Genomic DNA, 16,909 nt, shown 5'->3' with positions numbered 1-16,909 from the left:
GGGAGTAACCCTCAGTCTTCTGGTACGGCCCGGTCCGGATGGGCTTCGTAATAGATCGTCTCGATTGAGTGTGCCATGGATTGCTGGCTGAAACGCTCGTGCAGCCGTATCGCATCCGGCATCGCGGCGCGAAACGCAACTGGATCATCTGCGACGCCCAGCATCTTGTTCGCAAGCGCCTCGTCCTCGGGTTCCACCAGCGCCGAGGAACGAGGCCCGAACACTTCTGAAATCCCGCCGACATTGCTGGCGATAACGGGCTTTCCGGCGGCGAGCGCCTCCAGAATAATATAGGGGAACGCTTCGGCGCGCGATGGAACCACCATTATCCGCCCCAAAGCAAAAGCTTCTCGTGCAGCCATTCCGGGCAGAAAGCGGATTTGCGCGGAAATACCAAGCTCGTTGGCCAGGTTGAAGAAAGCGGACTTTTCCGCGCCATCACCCACCATTGTTGCGGTAAAATTGCGCTGGTGCTGGTCGCGTAGGCGCGCAAGGGCCCGGATCAGCAGGTCGGGTCCCTTCAGTTCGCGCATCGTGCCGACAAAGAGAAAATCGGTGGCATCGGCTGCGTCGGCGACGGGTATAAACTCGTCTTCGGCCAAGCCGTTGTAGACGACGGCATGGAGGCCATAGGGCCGCCCTACCTTTTCTTCATAGATACGCTTTTCGAAGTTGGAAACGAACATCACCGCGTCGGTCATCGGAGCCAGCATTCTCTCGATCAGAAAGACGGCGCCGCCACGGCGCGTCTTCCGGTCGAAATGCAGACTACCGCCATGCGGTGAATAGATACGGGCTACGCGAGACCTAAAAACCCGTAAGACTGAGCCGAACAAACGTGCATAGACGCCACCTTTGGCGCCATGTCCGTGCAATATGTCCGGCTGCAATTTCTTGATGATGCGATATGCTTTGTACGCTGCCGCTGCGTCGCCCAGTCCGACATGGCGCTGCATGGCAATGCGATGAAGGCCGAGCGTGAGCCTTGGCCGTAATTCTTCCAGAAGCGCGTCTTCGCGCGGGCCGCCTGTCGTTGCATCGCAGACGATGCCGACTGCGTGGCCTTTTTCCGCCTGCAGGCCCACGAGATCGCGAACATGACGGAAGAGCCCGCCGGTCGGTTCGCGGAAACAGTGGATGATACGCAGTGGGGAGGCATTGGTGTCATCAGCCATCAATCGCCATCAAAACAGACGTTCGCGCACATAGATCGTGTCGCCCGGCAGGATAGGATCGGAAATCAGCACGCGACCAGTCAGAACCTTGCCGTTGAACTGGCGTGTGATGTCGACATTCTCCTGATTGGCGCGTGGGCTGAAACCACCCGCAGCGGCGATTGCCTTTTGCGCAGTCATGCCCGGAACATAGGAATACTGGCCAGCGGCACCGACTTCACCCATCACAAAGATCGGGCGATAGCGGTCGATTTCCGCGCTCACGTCGGGGTCACGCAGGTAGCCGCCACGCAGTTTGGATGCGATGATGCCTTCAAGCTGCTTGGATGTCTTGCCACGTGCCGGAATGCTGCCAACGAGTGGGAAGGCGATATAGCCTGCCTGATCGACGCTATAGGTATTGGTGAGGCTTGGCTGTTCGAAAACCGTGATGCGCACGCGATCACCTGCATCCAGCATATAAGGCTGGTTCAGCGCTTCGTGGAAAGCAGGCGGGGCAGGGCGATAGCTGGAGCAGGCGGAAAGCGTCATGGCGGCAAGGCCGAGCGCCACAAGCAGAGCGTGGCCTTTGCGCTTGTTATGAATTGTCTTCGCCGTCATCTTCCGCCTCGGTTCTTCCGAAAAGCAATATTTCTTACGAACGCAATCGACGCGGTACTGACAGCGCGATTACGAATATCGGTTGCAAGCGTTATCGATTGATTAGGGTTAATGGCTGGTAAAGAAGACAGGCTTCGGCGCAAAATCTTTATGGCTCGCCAACTGTTGGGAACTTATCCTGCTTAACCCTCTGGTTACCTTGTTCCTTTACCTTCCGGCCAGATTCGGGGGTGCTTTACCCCACGCGGGCGAGAGCGATCACGCGCGCAAGCGCACTCGCGAAGTCCATGGAGAATGGGGAATGGCAGAAGTCGATCCGTTATCAAGGGACGCAGATATTGATATCGGCGCGCTGTTCTCCAGCCTGCGCCGCCACTGGCTGTTCATTGTCGTTGGCGCGCTTCTCATGGCGGCGCTTGCATGGGCCATCTGCCTTCTTTTGACGCCGGATTATCGCGCTGAAGCGCGCATCATGATCGAGGCCCGCGAATCCATCTATACCCGCCCCAATGGCGAAACAGCCGCCGAGCGGCCTGTCTTTGACGCCGAAGGTGTGAAGAGCCAGGTTGAGGTGTTCTCGTCCGGTGATCTTCTTAAAAAAGTTTCCGACGAACTCAAGCTGACCAGCAACGAAGCCTTCACGACGACGGAAGTGAAGCCGTGGACCCGCGTTCTCATCATGCTTGGCATGCGCACTGATCCCGCACGACTGACCCCGGAAGAGCGCGTTCTACAGAAGCTGCGCAAGAACATGCAGGTTTTTGCCGTTACCGCTTCGCGCGTCATCGTCGTGCAATATAATTCGGCAAACCCTGAGACGGCCAAGAACGTCGCTAATGCACTGGCCAATCAGTACATCCTGTTTCAACAGGCCGCGAAGCTGGAGTCGAACGACGATGCTACCGGCTGGCTCGCGCCCGAGATTGACGACCTGCGCAACCGCGTCCGCGATGCGGAAAAGAAGGTTGCGGATTATCGTGCTTCGCGCGGACTCCTGACCGGCCAGAGCAACAGCACGATAGCGACACAGCAGCTCTCTGAGGTCTCAACCGAACTGACGCGGGTTCGCACCAGCCGCGCTTTGGCAGAAGCCAAGGCGGAAAGCATTCGTAAGTCGCTGGCCTCCGGCGCTCCCATCGACACGCTGCCGGACGTCGTTGCTTCCGGCATGATGCAGCGTCTTGCCGAAAGACGCATTCAGCTTAACGCCCAGATAGCCGATCTTTCGACGACACTTCTGGAGGGCCATCCTCGGATCAAGGCATTGCGTTCGCAGCTTGCTGATCTCGACCAGCAGATCAGGATCGAAGGCCGCAAGCTTGTTGCAAGCCTCGACAACGAAGTCTCAGCAGCAAAACTTCGCGAGGAGGAGCTCAATCGTGAACTCAACCGCGTGAAAGCACAGGCAGCGCAGGCGGGCGATCAGGAAGTTGAATTGCGCGCATTGGAGCGCGAGGCGACGGCGCAGCGTCAGCTTCTTGAAACCTATCTGACGCGCTATCGCGAAGCCGCGTCGCGCACCGACCGCAATTATGTGCCGGTTGATGCTCGGGTTTTCTCTTCCGCCGAAGCACCGGCGGTGCCCTATTATCCAATGATATTGCCGATTGTCGGCTCAACTTTTGCCGCTGGCCTGCTCTTGCTGTCGATTTTCGTTCTCTTGCGTGAGTTGTTCAGCGGGCGTGCATTCGTGACCGCGGATGGCCAGCGGATTGCTGCCGTCGAGGAAATCGAAATGCCGGTCATTGCCGCCGCTGTGGAAGCGGCTGCCGTGCCGCCGTCCGGTGCCGAACGCCGTGATGGCGTTTCCAAGGAAACAATTGCAGCGCCACGCCGTTCATGGACTATGCCGTTTGCGGCGAAGCCGCCGGTTTCCGAAACGAGGAAATCCGTGGAGGAGTTTCCCATGGTAAAGCAAGGTGAGATCAAGCAAAGTGAGATCAGGCAGCGTCAGACGAAACCACGCAATCCAAATGGTGTGGAAGCTGTTGCCGATCTTCTGTCGGGCGGAACGCTGAAACGTATCGTGGTGGTCTCTCCCGAGGGCGATAAGGCATCGGCAGGAACGGTGCGTCTGCTGCGTGAATTCGCCGACCATGGCAAACGTGCAATTCTCGTGGATATGACCGCACAGGGAACTGTTGGGCTTGCCATGCTGGACGGTACTCATCTGCCGGGCATTACCGATCTTCTGTCCGGCGAGCGCCGCTTCAATGAGGTCATCCACAGTGACCGGTTCTCGCAGGCGCATGTCGTTCCGCTGGGTGAGGCCGATCCTGAAGCCGCCATGCGTTCCGCCGACCGGTTACCGCTCATTTTGGATGCGCTGGAAACGGTCTATGATTTTGTCGTTGTGGAATGCGGTCCGTCATCTTCGGAACAAATCCGACGCATTGCCGATGGATCTGCTGCAGTGGTGATGAGTATCGTCGATCCGGACGATAAGGGCGTTGCGCTGGCTGCTCTCGATCTCGATCAGGGTGGTTATGAAGACGTCGTCATTCTGATGGACGAAACTGACTGATAGCCAAATGCGATTCTGGAACAGCGTCTTAGACCTTGTTTCTGAATCGAATTGCTAAGCACCTCTACCTTTTTGCGAACCTGCTGCGCAGTGTCTTGGCAAGGCCCCAAAGACGCGGATTGCGCTTGATACTTCCTGCAATCGCATTGCGGACTGATTGCAGCACTGTGAAGAATTTCCCTTTGGTGGAAAGCGGTATCAGCGTGTCATAGATCGTAAACTCGAGATCGCACCACTCGCGTTTGTACGGCTCATCACCAATACCGAAACTGTAGATCGAATGGCCTTCACCGCAACTGTGGCTGATATCTTCGAAGAAGAGAAATTCACCCGGACTTGCCGCCATCAGCTCGTCTTCTGCGATTGCGGCGAACTCGACGGTAGGGCCTGTATTGCCGAACAGTTTTCCGATGATCGAACGCACGGTTCCGCCTACTTCAAGAAAGCGGAGTTCATTCAGATTCTGGCCCCTTGCCAATTCTACGTCGAATAAAGCTTTGAAGAAATTACGCACATTCTCATCGGCGAAAGGATCACGGATTCCCATCTTCCGGAAGCGCTGTGCCTTCATCGCAAAATAGAGATCGAGAATCGTGTCGGATTCCGTGCGGGTTTGCGGCCGGGCAACTCTCCAGCCACCGCTTTCTTCATAACGGCGACTGTGCTGACGATGCTTTTTCAGTTTTCGCTTGCGGTTGGCGCGATCAAGCACTGCATCGAAGCCACCATCAAGCGATGCGGCGAGCACTGGATTTGGATTGGGCGCTTTTCCGAGAGTGAGCAGAGGACTGGCCGCGCCTTGCAGTTCAGAAAACTGGCGTGTCAGTGACAGCGCATCGATGTCAGGCCGTGCTTTGCGGATCACCTCGATCAGTTGCCGGACTACCTCGCGTCCGAGGATGCCGCCATATTCCTTTCGCAGCCATGGGAAATTGCAATTGGCGTGGCTTCCACCGGGATAACGCGCGATTTTCGCGCCATTCTGGCTAACGACTTCCAGCGGCACAAGCAGGATTGGACCATTGCTGTCAAAGAGTCCGACAACGAAACTGTCAGCATTGACGATCGCGTGCCAATTATGGATCCACGCAAACGATTGCGGCGCACCATGAATGGCTGCAGCATCGTTCCAGAATTGACCGATTTCTTTGAAATCTGTCAGAATTCGCGCTGCAACGTCACCCGCCATAGTCTGCAGCATCCTCAAATGGGATTAATGTTGTTTCTTGCGTGGTGGCTGCGCCATCCACCAGATGATGCCCATGGCTGGCAAAACCCAGAGAATACCGGTGACGAAGAAATACAGGAGATGTACCCAAGCGCTCGATTCAGCGAGATGCGCCACGGCGATGATGGTCGCGAACACCGCATAGATGATGACCAGTGAAACCAGCAAAAAAGTGCCGATCAGTTTCTTCAGCCGAACGGGCATGGTGCAATTCTCCTTTTCCCGTTCTTCACTAACCGGTGAACGGGGCCAGTGAAAGGGCAAAAACGCGGCGGCATGTCGCGTGACGCGAACTTGTAACGGGCTCGCCTATGCGGCATGTATCCTTCGTGTCTGTTCCAAAAGTCGCCATGCCGGTCTGCAAATGGCAATTTTCTGCGTTCCGGTGCTTACGTACTTTAAGTACGCTCCGCTCCAGTACTTGAAAAATTACCATTTTCGCCACGGCCTGCCGCTTTTTGATTCAGACACTTCGGCTTAGTATCGAAGGGTGAATGACATGACGGTAGCGACGGCGCAGCGTATAGGGCAAGGTTCCAGATCATCGCAAGAGGATCGCGACCGTCGCCTTGTGCGTTACTGGCTTTATGCGGTTTTCGTCGTGCTGATTGCCATCGTCATGGTTGGCGGTGCTACCCGTATGACAGGTTCAGGCCTCTCCATTACCGAATGGAAACCGATCCACGGTGTAATTCCGCCGCTCAACCACGCCGAATGGGTGGAAGAGTTCGACAAGTATCGTCAGATTCCGCAGTACCAGCAGATCAACAAGGGAATGTCCCTTGAAGAATTCCAGTATATTTTCTGGTGGGAGTGGGCGCACCGCCTGCTGGCGCGCTTTGTTGGATTTCTGGTTGCTGTTCCATTGGCCTTCTTCTGGGTAACGGGGCGCCTTAGGGGCGGCCTCAAATATCGTATGCTGGGCCTTCTTGCACTCGGTGGCCTGCAAGGTGCTATTGGCTGGTGGATGGTTGCTTCCGGCCTGAGTGAGCTGACAAGTGTCAGCCAGTACCGTCTGGCGATCCATCTGACGACAGCCTGTATTATCATAACGGCGGTTTTCTATATTGCGCGCGGGCTTGTCACTTATAGCGAACGACCAGCAGAAAGGTCGGTCCAGCGCTTTGCCGGATGGATCGTGTTTGCAGTGCTCGTGCAGATTTACCTGGGTGGTCTGGTGGCCGGGCTTCATGCCGGTCTCACCTATAACACATGGCCGCTGATGGATGGCTCGATCATCCCGTCCGATCTGTTCATCCAATCGCCATGGTGGCGCAACCTGTTTGAGAACCCAAAGACTGTGCAATTCGTGCACCGCATGTTCGCCTACACGGTGCTGGTTCTGGCCGTACTGCATTCTCTGCAGGTTTGGAAGCAGGCGCCCGGCACCACCCATGCGCGCCGTACCATTGTTCTCCTTGGACTGGTTCTCGTGCAGGCCGCTATCGGCATTGCTACGCTTCTGTTGAGCGTTCCGCTGCATCTGGGCCTGACACATCAGTTCTTTGCGCTGATTGTGCTGGCCTTCGCGGTTGCACACTGGCGTGCAACCAAAGGTGCCTATGAAGGGTAAGCCGTCTGGCGCAGGTGCCTGAGCGCGGACGCGATCTTCAGTTCACGCGCTTCCTCCGCGCCATTGCCGTCTTCGCGGTGCCACGCGGCTGACAGACAGCCATAGGCGAAGGCATAATCCAGAATGTAGGCGGGTTCGCGCCCGATGATCGGCGCGAAATGCTCGGCCATATGCCGGGCGCGTTCAAGGTCGAGGCAGAGATCGTCCCGGTCGAGCGGATTGTAGAATATATTTGCCGCATCGAAGGCAGCATCGCCGACAAGCCCGTGCGGGTCGATGGCGAGCCAGCCGCGTGGTCCCCTGATGATGTTCTCATGGTGAATATCACCATGCAGCGGAATGGCCTTGTGCGGCGTCGCCAGAAGGCGCTTTGCAGTTGCCGCTCCGTCTGCATAGGTCGGACTTTCATGCGCCACGGCGAAGAGACCGGAGAAGTGCCTGTCCAGTGGTTGCAAATCAACCGGTATCGGGGCAGGAGAGGGCGTGTGCAGCGCGCTCAGGACGTCGCCGAATATCTGCAGACATTCGGCATCCTTGCCGCATTTCAGGTGTTCATCAAGGTGATAGTCGCCCGCATATTCGAGCAGCATCGATGTACCTTTGAGGCCGTATAATCGTGCAGCACCATGGCCGTCCTGCCAATCCAGATAATGCGCGCCGCGCAGTTCTTCCATTCCGGCTGGCTTCAATTGCTTGACGACAAAAACCTCGTCTGGATGATCGATGCGTTCGACCTTCCAGACGAGGCTTGAATGCGTATCTGCCAAAGGCTCATAGGAGCCGATATTCCATTCTATTGGAAATACCGGCTTCTTCGTCATCAGGCTTTACCAAGCATGAGGTTCATGTTCTGGACGGCTGCGCCCGATGCACCCTTGCCCAGATTGTCGAGCAGCGCTACCAGATTGACCTCTCCATCATCCTCGGTGCCGAAGACAAAAAGCTTCATGCCGTCTTTGCCGGCTAGCTCTTCCGCATCGACACGCGCCAGTTTGGCGCTTTCTTCAAGTGGTACGACTTCGACGATGTCCTGACCGGCATAGTGATCGGTCAGCGCGGCATGAACCTTTGCAAGCGATGGCGTTCCCTCAAGTTCGGTCAGGAACAGCGGAACCTGTACGATCATGCCCTGGGGGAAGCGTCCGACGCTGGGCGAAAAGATCGGGCGGCGATCCAGACGACCATGCATCTGCAATTCAGGCACATGCTTGTGCTTGAGCGGCAGTCCGTAGAGGAAATTGTTTGCGGCAAGATGCTCGGGATGGTTCGCATCTTCCATCTGCGCAATCATCTGCTTGCCACCGCCCGTATAGCCGGAGACAGCATTGACGCTGACCGGATAGTCGGCAGGCAACAGACCCGCATCGCGCAGCGGTCGGACAAGCGCAATTGCACCGGTAGGATAGCAGCCCGGATTAGCGACGAGGCGCGCCTCGGCAATGCGTTCACGTTGACCTTTGGCCAGTTCAGCAAAACCGTAAGCCCAGTCCGGATGGACGCGATGAGCGGTCGATGTATCGATGATGCGGGTCGAGTTATGGCCTTCGAGCAGGGAAACTGCTTCCTTGGAGGCATCGTCCGGCAGGCACAGGATCGCAATATCGGCAGCGCGCAGATAGTCGGCGCGCAAATCCTTGTTGCGCCGCTCGGCTTCCGGGATGGAGATTACTTCAAGATCGTCGCGCTCGGCCAGACGGGTGCGAATCTGCAAGCCGGTTGTGCCGTGCTCGCCATCAATGAAGATTTTCGGTTTCATGCGTTTTGCCTTTGAATTCAGAAAGTTACGACAGTATTCGGAATCAGTTCTCGATCTGCTTGAATCAATCTATGAACAAGCAACGCGCTTCATCGTCGTTCTTTCCGTTCGGCCAGAAGGCCCAGATAGTACATTGCGATCGTCGCTCCCGCGATTGCTGTTATATCGGCGTGATCGTAAGCCGGTGCAACCTCGACCACATCCGCGCCCACGAAGTCAAGAGCCGTCAACTTGCGCAGCACAGACAGCATCTTTGCCGAAGAAGGGCCACCCGCGACCGGGGTGCCTGTTCCTGGCGCGAAGGCCGGATCAAGACAGTCGATATCGAAGGTCAGGTAGGTATTCTTGCCATTGGTGCGCCGCAGGATTTCATCGGCAATCGCCGCCGCCGACATGTCTTCGACCTCATGGCCATAAATGATCTTGATGCCGCAATCCTCCGGAGCGTGCGTGCGGATACCGATCTGGATCGAGTGGTCGGGATCGATAATACCGTCGCGGACCGCGCGGGCCACGAAGGAGCCGTGATCGATCCGCTTGCCGTCGTCAAACCACGTATCCTGATGCGCATCGAACTGAACGAGTGCCAACGGGCCATATTTTGCGGCATGGGCCTTGAGCAGCGGCCATGTGATGAAATGATCGCCGCCAAGCGTTAGCAGAAACGCATCCGATTTCAGGATTTTTGCTGCTTCACGCTCGATGGTGGCTGGGGTCTTGTAGTGATTGCCATAGTCGAGCAGGCAGTCGCCATAGTCGATGACGGCCAGCTTTTCGAAGAGATCACGCTGAAATGGGTATTGCGGGTCATTGTCGAAGATCGCCGATGCTCGCCGGATCGCTTGAGGTCCGAAACGCGCGCCGGGCCGGTTGGATACGGCTGCATCGAAAGGAATACCCCAGACGACCGCCTCTGCGCCCTTCAGCGATTTCGTGTATACGCGCCGCATGAACGACAGCACACCGGCATGCGTAGGATCCGTTGCAGCGCTCGTCAGGCTGCGGGCAGTGATCGCATGGTCGATGGTCTTTGAGGGCATGGCCGTCTCCCCGATGATAGTCTGGCTTCTATAGCGTTTTCATTCGCTCTTGGCATCAAATCCATATGCGCGTTCGACACGACCGATACGCACGCGATAGGTTTCGTACCACTTCTGGCGCCCGAACTTCTGCGCCACAAGATGATCCACATTGCGCTTCCATGCGCGGATGCTTTCCTCGTCGGCCCAGAAGGAGTTGGTGATGCCGAAGCCTTCCGCGTCACGCGCGCTTTCGATGCCAAGATAGCCGGGCTGTTTCGCCGCAAGTTCCCCCATGCGTACCGCCATGTCGCCATAGCCATCGTCGTCGCCAGCGACACGCTGCGACGCAAAGGTGACGATCAGATAGGGAGGCTCCGGTGTGACCGCAAAGCGGTTGGATGTTGCAGACGAGGACATGTGCTTATCCGTTCGTGAAGATGCTTCGGATTTTCCTACTCATGACGACTATCGAACCGGCTTGCAACTGTGATGAAGCCGCACTGTCGCCCAATATATTGAGGGCACATAACGGCAATTGAGGTGCGGGAAACCTTCGGCGCTAATGGCTCTCTTTCATGGAGGGACATAATGCGGAAAACACTTCTTGCAATCTCGGCCATTCTAGCTTGTTCCGCTGCGCTTTCGGGATGCGCAACGAACCAGCGTGGCGTCAGTTTTCAGCTGGAGCAGCAGAATGTAAGCGCAATCAACTGGATGCAACAGTCGGGCGAATATGATGCGCTGGCTTATCAGGCGTTCAATGGTGCGCGACAGGCTTTCGACGCGGCTAAACCGACGAAGGGACGGCGAAAGGCTGTGATTGTCGATCTCGATGAGACAATGATCAATAATACTGCCTATGCGGGATGGCGCGTCAAGCAAGGCGCGCCATATACGGAGAAGACCTGGGCGCGCTGGATGGCCGCAGAGCAAGCACGTCCCATCGCGGGTGCCGTAGAGTTTGCGAGACATGTCAATTCAAACGGCGGCACGATGTTCTATGTCACGAACCGCGATGCGAAGTCATTTGAGCCAACGGCAGCAAATATAAGAAAACTGGGTTTTCCCGGCGTGTCAGCGAAAACCCTTTTGCTGAATAGCGGTCAGTCCAACAAGCAGGGCCGTTTCGATAGTATTAAGGCTAGGGGATATGAGGTTGTTGTCTATGTAGGGGATAATCTCAACGACTTTGGAACTGCAACCTATCACAAGAGTAATCAGCAGCGGCGCGCGTTCGTGGAGGCCAGCCGGGAAACTTTCGGAACGAAATACTTCATGCTGCCCAATCCGAGCTGTGGTGACTGGATTTCCGGGATGGCGCCCGATTATTATAAGCAATCGCCTGAGAAACAGCTCGAGATAAACGGCAAGTCTATCCGCAGTTGGGGGGCTGAAACCCGATAATGAGCGAAAACAAAAAAAAGCGGGCCCGAAGGTCCGCTTTTCCGTAAGCTGTGAAGCGATAGATATTAGCGCTTGGAGAACTGGCCCTAAGCGCGTTAGCGCTTGGAGAACTGGAACGAACGGCGAGCCTTGGCCTTACCGTACTTCTTACGTTCAACAACACGGCTGTCGCGGGTCAGGAAGCCACCCTTCTTGAGAACCGTGCGCAGGCCTGGTTCGTAGTAGGTGAGGGCCTTCGAGATGCCGTGACGAACAGCACCGGCCTGACCGGAGAGGCCACCACCGGCAACGGTGGCAACGATGTCGAACTGACCAGCGCGATTCGAAGCGACGATTGGCTGCTGCAGGATCATCTGCAGGACCGGACGTGCGAAATACTTTTCGAATTCCTTGTCGTTGACGGTGATCTTGCCGGTGCCCGGCTTGACCCATACGCGTGCAACGGCGTCCTTACGCTTGCCAGTGGCATAAGCGCGGCCCTGTGCGTCCAGCTTCTGGACGTGAACCGGAGCGGCAGCTTCGGTCTTGGCAACAGTGCCGAGTTCTTCGAGCGAGTTGAGCTGCTCAGCCATGATTATGCATTCCCTTTGTTCTTGCGGTTCAGCGCGGCGACGTCGAGGACTTCCGGCTGCTGAGCTTCCTGCTGATGGTTCGGGCCTGCATAGACGCGCAGGTTCTTCATCTGGCGACGACCGAGCGGACCGCGCGGGATCATACGCTCAATGGCCTTTTCGACGACGCGTTCCGGGAAACGGCCTTCGAGAATCTGGCGAGCAGTGCGTTCCTTGATGCCGCCCGGATGGCCGGTGTGCCAGTAATAGACCTTGTCGGTGTACTTCTTGCCGGTCAGAACAACCTTGTCGGCATTGATGATTACGACATTGTCGCCATCGTCAACATGCGGGGTAAAGGTTGCTTTGTGCTTGCCGCGCAGGCGATTGGCGACGATGGTGGCGAGACGGCCGAGCACGAGGCCTTCGGCGTCGATCAGCACCCACTTCTTCACCACTTCGGCCGGCTTCTGAGAGAAAGTTGCCATTGAAGTCTTCCTTGACTTAATCCCCGATCTTGAAAATCAGGGCTTTTTTTGTTGCTTGTGTTGGATCGTGTCCAACCCGAACGAGTGAGCAAAAGATAACTTCTACTCACTGCTGGCGGGTCGATACACAATGTCCGAGGGGGCGTCAAGCCTTATATTTGAAGCTTTGTTTTAAAAACGAAATAAATTCAAATAGTTATAAGTTTGGTATTATGATACCTTATCTTTTTAGGCGCTTTTAAGCGGCGGGATCGAGTAAGTTGCCGTTGCATGGGCCACCAGCTCGCCGCTTGTACCGTCGGTCAGACTGATATCGAGTACAGCAAGGCGCTTGCCGAGTTTCAGGAGGTGGGCGACGGCCTCGACAGTGCCGGGGGAGGGCTTGCGCAGAAAGTTGATGTTCAGGTTCGTCGTCACGGCCAGCGCCACGGGGCCGATATGGGCCAATATGGCAGCATAGGCCGTCACATCGGCGAGCGCGAAAAGCGAGGGGCCGGAAACCGTGCCACCGGGACGCAGATGTTGTTCATCGGCATGAAGCCGCATGGATGCAGAACCGCCATCAATTGCCGTGAACTCGAAGGCGTCTCCGAGTTGCGGAAACTCGCGCCTCATGAATGCGCGGAGCTCTTCAATGCTCATAACGGGGCTTAAGGATTGGCGCGTCGTCGCCATATCGACATTCCGCTCCTGCGCGGTATTGATATTCATGTGTTCCTCCCAAATCTATTTATCAATAGAGGGAGCGGCTACCTTCATGCAAGCGCTGGCTCCGGCCACTTGAAAGAGACTGAGATGCAAAACCCTTCTGACGAACAGATCCGAGATATCCTTCTTTCCGTCAAAACGATCGCGCTTCTTGGTGCATCACCGAAGCCGGAGCGCCCGAGCAATGGCGTGATGGAATTCCTGCTTTCCAAGGGATATCGCGTGATTCCGGTCAATCCGGGGCAGGCGGGAAAGGATATTCATGGCCAGCATGTCGTGGCGCGTCTCGCCGATATAGAAGAGCCGGTGGATATGGTGGATGTGTTCCGCGAACCATATTCGCTGCCGGGTATTGTGGATGAAGTTTTTGCATTGAAGCATCGCCCGAAAGTCTTGTGGACACAACTCGGCGTGGTGCATGAAGAAGCTGGAAACCGGGCCAGAGAAGCAGGCGTCACCGTCATCATGGATCGTTGTCCTGCTATCGAATATCCTCGCCTGATCGGCAAATAAGAACTTTCGGAATTAATTTCTGCGATTCCGGCATTTGGTGAAAAATCCGCCTTTGCTTTCCTGGTGGCAACGCCTAACGTCCGGATCTGATTTAGGGTTTGGGACATAGGAGGAAATGATGTCGAAACGCTCTCCCGGAATTGAAACGCTTGCCGTTCACGCAGGGGCAAAGCCCGATCCGACAACCGGTGCCCGCGCAACGCCGATCTATCAGACGACTTCGTTTGTGTTCGACGATGCGGACCACGCCGCTTCGCTGTTCGGCCTACAGGCATTCGGGAATATCTACACGCGCATCACAAATCCGACGACCGCTGTTCTGGAAGAGCGCATTGCCGCACTCGAAGGCGGTACGGCGGCGGTCGCGACCGCATCCGGTCACGCAGCGCAGTTGCTCGTGTTCCATACGTTGCTTCAGCCGGGCGATAATTTCGTTGCCGCACGCCAGCTTTACGGCGGCTCGATCAACCAGTTCGGCCAGTCGTTCAAATCCTTCGGCTGGCAGGTGCGTTGGGCAGATGCCACCAACCCAACCGATTTTGCCAAGCAGATTGACAGCAAGACGCGCGCCATCTTCATCGAAAGCTTTGCCAATCCGGGCGGCATCGTGGTGGATATCGAGGCTATCGCTGAAATCGCCCATAGAAATGGCCTGCCGCTGATCGTGGACAACACGCTGGCATCGCCCTACTTGGTGCGTCCGATCGAACACGGCGCGGATATCGTTGTTCACTCGCTGACCAAGTTCATCGGCGGGCATGGCAATTCCATGGGCGGCATTCTGGTCGATGGCGGTACGTTCGACTGGGCGAAGTCCGGCAACTATCCGCTTCTGACCGAACCGCGTCCGGATTATGCCGGTCTGGAACTGCACAAGACCTTTGGCAATATCTCCTTCGCCATTGCGGCCCGTGTGCTGGGTCTGCGTGATTTCGGCCCGGCAATTTCGCCGTTCAACGCTTTCCAGATTCTGACGGGTGCGGAAACTCTGCCACTGCGCATGCAGCGCCACAGCGACAACGCTTTGAAAGTAGCTTCTTGGCTGCATGGTCATGAAAAAGTGTCCTGGGTGAACTATGCCGGTCTGCCGCATGATAAGTTCCATGCGCTCCAGCAGAAATATGCACCGAAAGGCGCCGGTTCGGTGTTCACCTTCGGTCTCAAGGGTGGCTATGACGCGGGCGTGAAGTTCGTCGACAGCCTCGACCTGTTCTCGCTTCTCGCCAATATTGGGGACACGCGCTCGCTGGTCATCCATCCGGCTTCCACCACGCATCGCCAGCTCAGCGACGAGCAGAAGGTGGCGGCAGGTGCCGGGCCGGATGTGGTGCGTCTGTCCATCGGCATCGAGGATGCAGACGATATCATCGCCGATATCGAACAGGCTCTGGCCAAGGTCTGATCCATGAGCCGGTTTCTCGATTTCGACCTGACCGGCATTGAACCAGAGGAGGGCGCTCCCCTGCCGGAGCGCGTTCTTTCCGGCGATCCGAAATTCCGCACGTGGAATCTGGAGGAGAATGCCGAGGGCACACTCTTTGCAGGCATATGGGAGAGCACGCCCGGAAAATGGCGTATCGAGTATGACGAATGGGAGTTCTGCCACATCCTGTCAGGCTGGTCTGTGCTCAGCGAAGAAGGCGGACCAAGCCGGGAGGTCGGAACGGGAGACCGTTTTGTCATCCGACCGGGTTTCAAGGGAAGCTGGGAAGTCATCGAGACCACCCGTAAGGAATATGTCATCAAGCTCTGACGTTGGTTCCTTCTATGCAAAACACCCGCCGGATTTCGGCGGGTGTTTTGTTTCAGTTATGAGGACCACGCTTGATCGGCTCAATAATCGGCAGATTGCCCGGATTCGGACGACCTCCACCATCATTGGCTGACGGTGGACGATCCGGCCGTGGCGGACGGGGGCGATCCGGTCTGCTGTGAGGCGGACGGCCCGGACGATCCCGGTCACGATAGCGATAATAATCGCGGTCGCGATAGTAGCGCGAGCTTCGGTAATAGCGTGGATAGTTCCGATAATAGCCGCCACTGTCGTAGACGACGCCCGTGCCTACATATCCGCCGCGAACATAATACGGATCGTAATTGCCTGAGCCGTAATAGCCCTCGGAAACACAGCCGCTGAGTGTTAATCCCGCTACGCCGATACCAAGTGCCAGTAAAATGGATTTCAATGACATGTTCGCTACTCCCGAATGGCCGGGGTCAGCGCTGGAATACGCAAAAACCACGCGGCGAACCACTATTTAGAGGGATTATGCGCGTTTCTATATGCAGCCCATAATCAATAAAGATTGCAGAGCGTTAGCTTGGTTCGCTATGATGATACATACTCATCGGCGAGATGCAGTAATTATAAAGGCCCCTTCAATGAAGGGGCCTTTATAAGTTAGTGTCTATGTAATCTTATTATTTTGAAGCGGTCTCTGCGTCTTTGACGGCTGTGCTAATGTCCTTAAATTTTTGGCCAATATCAGAGCCGAGGGTGGAGGCTCCAGCGATGATCGCCACCGAGATCAAGGCCGCGATGAGGCCATATTCGATAGCGGTTGCGCCGGATTCGTCCTTACGGAAGCGTGCGAAAAACTTGGTCATGTGTTGCTCCTGAGATCATTCTTGCTTGTTTAGTGGTCGCTGTGACCTGGGAGCAAATTACGCGGCAATTATGTGCACCCTCTTAAGTTGCATGGTAAACGGAAGATGAGTATTGCATATGATTAATAAAGTGCTGAATTTAAAACAAAAACTGCGATCTCGGGATGCGATATATTTAAGCAAATTGGAATATAAATCTCAGGCAACAAAAAGCCCGCTTGCGCAGGGCTCTTTTTCCTGAGGTCGCGTTGATCCGCCTTACTGCGGAAGCTGGGCGCCAGCCTGCTTAACGGCATCGGCCATGGTCTGGCAGAGCTTTTCCTCGGAGACATTCTGTGCTTTTGCGCTGGTGGCAATATCCTGTTCCATGCCCATCGCAGAGACCTTGCCCTGCTTGCCGGTTGCCTCAGCAGCCTCGGCCTTGCTCGTGTCGGATGGAGCCGGGATAAGCGCAATCATCTTTGGATTTCGATGGCTCCGCCATCGGTGTAACCCTTTTCCTGGCAGTACTGGAGTACGCCAAGCTGGTTGCGGGCGGCATTATAAGCCATTTCCATCTGTTCAGGCGTTGCCTGTGCGAAGGCCATCGTAAGATTTGCACCGAGGAAAAGACCGGTCAAAGAAACACGTACCAGATTGCGCATGATAATTCATCTCCATGAGTCAAATACACGTCGAGATAGAGCGAATTTCGTGTCGAAGGGAACTCAAGAAGAATTAATTAGTGAAATGAAATATAAAGGAAATACTTTCCATCCAG

At 55.9% G+C, this 16,909-nt stretch carries 21 protein-coding genes; 6 read left to right on the top strand and 15 right to left on the bottom strand.

All coding sequences use genetic code 11. The annotated features are described in order from the left end of the window. Nucleotides 1-11: 11 nt before the first annotated feature. The gene (locus F9K91_RS22440) at nucleotides 12-1,175 is read right to left on the bottom strand and encodes a glycosyltransferase family 4 protein (RefSeq protein ID WP_151678761.1); all 1,164 of its coding nucleotides are present in this window, start codon (nucleotides 1,173-1,175) and stop codon (nucleotides 12-14) included. A gap of 9 nt (nucleotides 1,176-1,184) precedes the next feature. Further along, nucleotides 1,185-1,775 (bottom strand): polysaccharide biosynthesis/export family protein, encoded by a 591-nt coding sequence (locus F9K91_RS22435; protein WP_012092328.1) that lies wholly within the window; start codon nucleotides 1,773-1,775, stop codon nucleotides 1,185-1,187. A 301-nt stretch (nucleotides 1,776-2,076) separates the two neighbouring features. On the opposite strand from F9K91_RS22435, the gene F9K91_RS22430 reads away from it, so the two are divergent. Continuing rightward, nucleotides 2,077-4,299: an exopolysaccharide transport family protein gene (locus F9K91_RS22430; protein WP_151678760.1), complete on the top strand. Its 2,223-nt coding sequence runs from the start codon at nucleotides 2,077-2,079 to the stop codon at nucleotides 4,297-4,299. Between the two features lie 64 nt (nucleotides 4,300-4,363). On the opposite strand, the gene F9K91_RS22425 is transcribed toward F9K91_RS22430, so the two are convergent. Both F9K91_RS22425 and F9K91_RS22420 read right to left on the bottom strand, forming a co-directional pair. Further along, nucleotides 4,364-5,488 carry a GNAT family N-acetyltransferase gene (locus F9K91_RS22425; protein WP_151678759.1) on the bottom strand — a complete coding sequence of 375 codons (1,125 nt, stop codon included), beginning with the start codon at nucleotides 5,486-5,488 and terminating at the stop codon, nucleotides 4,364-4,366. Nucleotides 5,489-5,512: 24 nt separating this feature from the next. Further along, nucleotides 5,513-5,731 (bottom strand): DUF2842 domain-containing protein, encoded by a 219-nt coding sequence (locus F9K91_RS22420; protein WP_010661115.1) that lies wholly within the window; start codon nucleotides 5,729-5,731, stop codon nucleotides 5,513-5,515. A gap of 295 nt (nucleotides 5,732-6,026) precedes the next feature. Between F9K91_RS22420 and F9K91_RS22415 the strand changes: the two genes are divergently transcribed. Then, nucleotides 6,027-7,100: a COX15/CtaA family protein gene (locus F9K91_RS22415; protein ID WP_151554748.1), complete on the top strand. Its 1,074-nt coding sequence runs from the start codon at nucleotides 6,027-6,029 to the stop codon at nucleotides 7,098-7,100. On the opposite strand, the gene F9K91_RS22410 is transcribed toward F9K91_RS22415, so the two are convergent. The 4 genes from F9K91_RS22410 to F9K91_RS22395 all read right to left on the bottom strand — a co-directional run bounded on the left by F9K91_RS22410 (nucleotide 7,088) and on the right by F9K91_RS22395 (nucleotide 10,295). Continuing rightward, on the bottom strand, nucleotides 7,088-7,921 hold the full coding sequence (locus tag F9K91_RS22410; protein WP_151651839.1) for an aminoglycoside phosphotransferase family protein: 834 nt from the start codon (nucleotides 7,919-7,921) through the stop codon (nucleotides 7,088-7,090). The two genes, F9K91_RS22415 and F9K91_RS22410, sit on opposite strands and share 13 nt — an antisense overlap. Further along, on the bottom strand, nucleotides 7,921-8,856 hold the full coding sequence (argC, locus tag F9K91_RS22405; RefSeq protein WP_151678758.1) for an N-acetyl-gamma-glutamyl-phosphate reductase: 936 nt from the start codon (nucleotides 8,854-8,856) through the stop codon (nucleotides 7,921-7,923). The genes F9K91_RS22410 and argC overlap by 1 nt, the downstream gene beginning before the upstream one ends. 89 nt (nucleotides 8,857-8,945) lie before the next feature. Then, a complete protein-coding gene (gene speB, locus F9K91_RS22400) occupies nucleotides 8,946-9,896 on the bottom strand; it encodes an agmatinase (protein WP_151651840.1) in 951 nt (316 codons plus the stop codon). Nucleotides 9,897-9,935: 39 nt separating this feature from the next. Next, a complete protein-coding gene (locus F9K91_RS22395; protein ID WP_151651841.1) occupies nucleotides 9,936-10,295 on the bottom strand; it encodes an antibiotic biosynthesis monooxygenase family protein in 360 nt (119 codons plus the stop codon). 171 nt (nucleotides 10,296-10,466) lie between these two features. Here F9K91_RS22395 and F9K91_RS22390 point away from each other — a divergent pair, with 171 nt between their 5' ends. Then, the gene (locus tag F9K91_RS22390; RefSeq protein WP_151678757.1) at nucleotides 10,467-11,282 is read left to right on the top strand and encodes a 5'-nucleotidase, lipoprotein e(P4) family; all 816 of its coding nucleotides are present in this window, start codon (nucleotides 10,467-10,469) and stop codon (nucleotides 11,280-11,282) included. A gap of 95 nt (nucleotides 11,283-11,377) precedes the next feature. Here F9K91_RS22390 and rpsI read toward each other — a convergent pair whose 3' ends face one another. From rpsI to F9K91_RS22375, 3 genes are all read right to left on the bottom strand, one after another. Next, nucleotides 11,378-11,854 (bottom strand): 30S ribosomal protein S9, encoded by a 477-nt coding sequence (gene rpsI / locus F9K91_RS22385; RefSeq protein WP_006466519.1) that lies wholly within the window; start codon nucleotides 11,852-11,854, stop codon nucleotides 11,378-11,380. A gap of 2 nt (nucleotides 11,855-11,856) precedes the next feature. After that, entirely contained in the window at nucleotides 11,857-12,321 is a 465-nt protein-coding gene (rplM, locus tag F9K91_RS22380; RefSeq protein WP_010661122.1) for a 50S ribosomal protein L13, read from the bottom strand. A 228-nt stretch (nucleotides 12,322-12,549) separates the two neighbouring features. Then, nucleotides 12,550-13,032 carry a PaaI family thioesterase gene (locus tag F9K91_RS22375; protein WP_151554743.1) on the bottom strand — a complete coding sequence of 161 codons (483 nt, stop codon included), beginning with the start codon at nucleotides 13,030-13,032 and terminating at the stop codon, nucleotides 12,550-12,552. Between the two features lie 84 nt (nucleotides 13,033-13,116). On the opposite strand from F9K91_RS22375, the gene F9K91_RS22370 reads away from it, so the two are divergent. The 3 genes from F9K91_RS22370 to F9K91_RS22360 all read left to right on the top strand — a co-directional run bounded on the left by F9K91_RS22370 (nucleotide 13,117) and on the right by F9K91_RS22360 (nucleotide 15,295). Next, nucleotides 13,117-13,542: a CoA-binding protein gene (locus tag F9K91_RS22370; RefSeq protein ID WP_151554742.1), complete on the top strand. Its 426-nt coding sequence runs from the start codon at nucleotides 13,117-13,119 to the stop codon at nucleotides 13,540-13,542. Nucleotides 13,543-13,660: 118 nt separating this feature from the next. Then, nucleotides 13,661-14,944: an O-acetylhomoserine aminocarboxypropyltransferase gene (locus tag F9K91_RS22365; protein ID WP_041545197.1), complete on the top strand. Its 1,284-nt coding sequence runs from the start codon at nucleotides 13,661-13,663 to the stop codon at nucleotides 14,942-14,944. A 3-nt stretch (nucleotides 14,945-14,947) separates the two neighbouring features. After that, nucleotides 14,948-15,295: a cupin domain-containing protein gene (locus F9K91_RS22360; protein WP_151678756.1), complete on the top strand. Its 348-nt coding sequence runs from the start codon at nucleotides 14,948-14,950 to the stop codon at nucleotides 15,293-15,295. A 52-nt stretch (nucleotides 15,296-15,347) separates the two neighbouring features. Here the strand turns inward: F9K91_RS22360 and F9K91_RS22355 are convergent, their stop codons facing one another. The 4 genes from F9K91_RS22355 to F9K91_RS26435 all read right to left on the bottom strand — a co-directional run bounded on the left by F9K91_RS22355 (nucleotide 15,348) and on the right by F9K91_RS26435 (nucleotide 16,793). Further along, a complete protein-coding gene (locus F9K91_RS22355; protein WP_151554740.1) occupies nucleotides 15,348-15,734 on the bottom strand; it encodes a hypothetical protein in 387 nt (128 codons plus the stop codon). Between the two features lie 229 nt (nucleotides 15,735-15,963). Next, nucleotides 15,964-16,149 carry a Flp family type IVb pilin gene (locus F9K91_RS22350; protein ID WP_151554739.1) on the bottom strand — a complete coding sequence of 62 codons (186 nt, stop codon included), beginning with the start codon at nucleotides 16,147-16,149 and terminating at the stop codon, nucleotides 15,964-15,966. 258 nt (nucleotides 16,150-16,407) lie between these two features. Next, a complete protein-coding gene (locus F9K91_RS26440) occupies nucleotides 16,408-16,608 on the bottom strand; it encodes a hypothetical protein (protein WP_235913378.1) in 201 nt (66 codons plus the stop codon). Further along, on the bottom strand, nucleotides 16,605-16,793 hold the full coding sequence (locus tag F9K91_RS26435; protein WP_235913377.1) for a hypothetical protein: 189 nt from the start codon (nucleotides 16,791-16,793) through the stop codon (nucleotides 16,605-16,607). Before F9K91_RS26435 ends, F9K91_RS26440 begins: the two co-directional genes overlap by 4 nt. Between the last annotated feature and the right edge of the window lie 116 nt (nucleotides 16,794-16,909).

This window comes from Brucella tritici, assembly GCF_008932295.1.
GTDB lineage: Bacteria > Pseudomonadota > Alphaproteobacteria > Rhizobiales > Rhizobiaceae > Brucella > Brucella tritici.
This window is presented reverse-complemented; position numbering and strand designations above follow the sequence as displayed.

Excerpts from the sequence above, each read along its gene's own strand:
- F9K91_RS22440 (WP_151678761.1), bottom strand. The coding sequence starts at position 1,175 with ATGGCTGATGACACCAATGCCTCCCCACTGCGTATCATCCACTGTTTC.
- F9K91_RS22435 (WP_012092328.1), bottom strand. The coding sequence starts at position 1,775 with ATGACGGCGAAGACAATTCATAACAAGCGCAAAGGCCACGCTCTGCTT.
- F9K91_RS22430 (WP_151678760.1), top strand. The coding sequence starts at position 2,077 with ATGGCAGAAGTCGATCCGTTATCAAGGGACGCAGATATTGATATCGGC.
- F9K91_RS22425 (WP_151678759.1), bottom strand. The coding sequence starts at position 5,488 with ATGGCGGGTGACGTTGCAGCGCGAATTCTGACAGATTTCAAAGAAATC.
- F9K91_RS22420 (WP_010661115.1), bottom strand. The coding sequence starts at position 5,731 with ATGCCCGTTCGGCTGAAGAAACTGATCGGCACTTTTTTGCTGGTTTCA.
- F9K91_RS22415 (WP_151554748.1), top strand. The coding sequence starts at position 6,027 with ATGACGGTAGCGACGGCGCAGCGTATAGGGCAAGGTTCCAGATCATCG.
- F9K91_RS22410 (WP_151651839.1), bottom strand. The coding sequence starts at position 7,921 with ATGACGAAGAAGCCGGTATTTCCAATAGAATGGAATATCGGCTCCTAT.
- argC (WP_151678758.1), bottom strand. The coding sequence starts at position 8,856 with ATGAAACCGAAAATCTTCATTGATGGCGAGCACGGCACAACCGGCTTG.
- speB (WP_151651840.1), bottom strand. The coding sequence starts at position 9,896 with ATGCCCTCAAAGACCATCGACCATGCGATCACTGCCCGCAGCCTGACG.
- F9K91_RS22395 (WP_151651841.1), bottom strand. The coding sequence starts at position 10,295 with ATGTCCTCGTCTGCAACATCCAACCGCTTTGCGGTCACACCGGAGCCT.
- F9K91_RS22390 (WP_151678757.1), top strand. The coding sequence starts at position 10,467 with ATGCGGAAAACACTTCTTGCAATCTCGGCCATTCTAGCTTGTTCCGCT.
- rpsI (WP_006466519.1), bottom strand. The coding sequence starts at position 11,854 with ATGGCTGAGCAGCTCAACTCGCTCGAAGAACTCGGCACTGTTGCCAAG.
- rplM (WP_010661122.1), bottom strand. The coding sequence starts at position 12,321 with ATGGCAACTTTCTCTCAGAAGCCGGCCGAAGTGGTGAAGAAGTGGGTG.
- F9K91_RS22375 (WP_151554743.1), bottom strand. The coding sequence starts at position 13,032 with ATGAATATCAATACCGCGCAGGAGCGGAATGTCGATATGGCGACGACG.
- F9K91_RS22370 (WP_151554742.1), top strand. The coding sequence starts at position 13,117 with ATGCAAAACCCTTCTGACGAACAGATCCGAGATATCCTTCTTTCCGTC.
- F9K91_RS22365 (WP_041545197.1), top strand. The coding sequence starts at position 13,661 with ATGTCGAAACGCTCTCCCGGAATTGAAACGCTTGCCGTTCACGCAGGG.
- F9K91_RS22360 (WP_151678756.1), top strand. The coding sequence starts at position 14,948 with ATGAGCCGGTTTCTCGATTTCGACCTGACCGGCATTGAACCAGAGGAG.
- F9K91_RS22355 (WP_151554740.1), bottom strand. The coding sequence starts at position 15,734 with ATGTCATTGAAATCCATTTTACTGGCACTTGGTATCGGCGTAGCGGGA.
- F9K91_RS22350 (WP_151554739.1), bottom strand. The coding sequence starts at position 16,149 with ATGACCAAGTTTTTCGCACGCTTCCGTAAGGACGAATCCGGCGCAACC.
- F9K91_RS26440 (WP_235913378.1), bottom strand. The coding sequence starts at position 16,608 with ATGATTGCGCTTATCCCGGCTCCATCCGACACGAGCAAGGCCGAGGCT.
- F9K91_RS26435 (WP_235913377.1), bottom strand. The coding sequence starts at position 16,793 with ATGCGCAATCTGGTACGTGTTTCTTTGACCGGTCTTTTCCTCGGTGCA.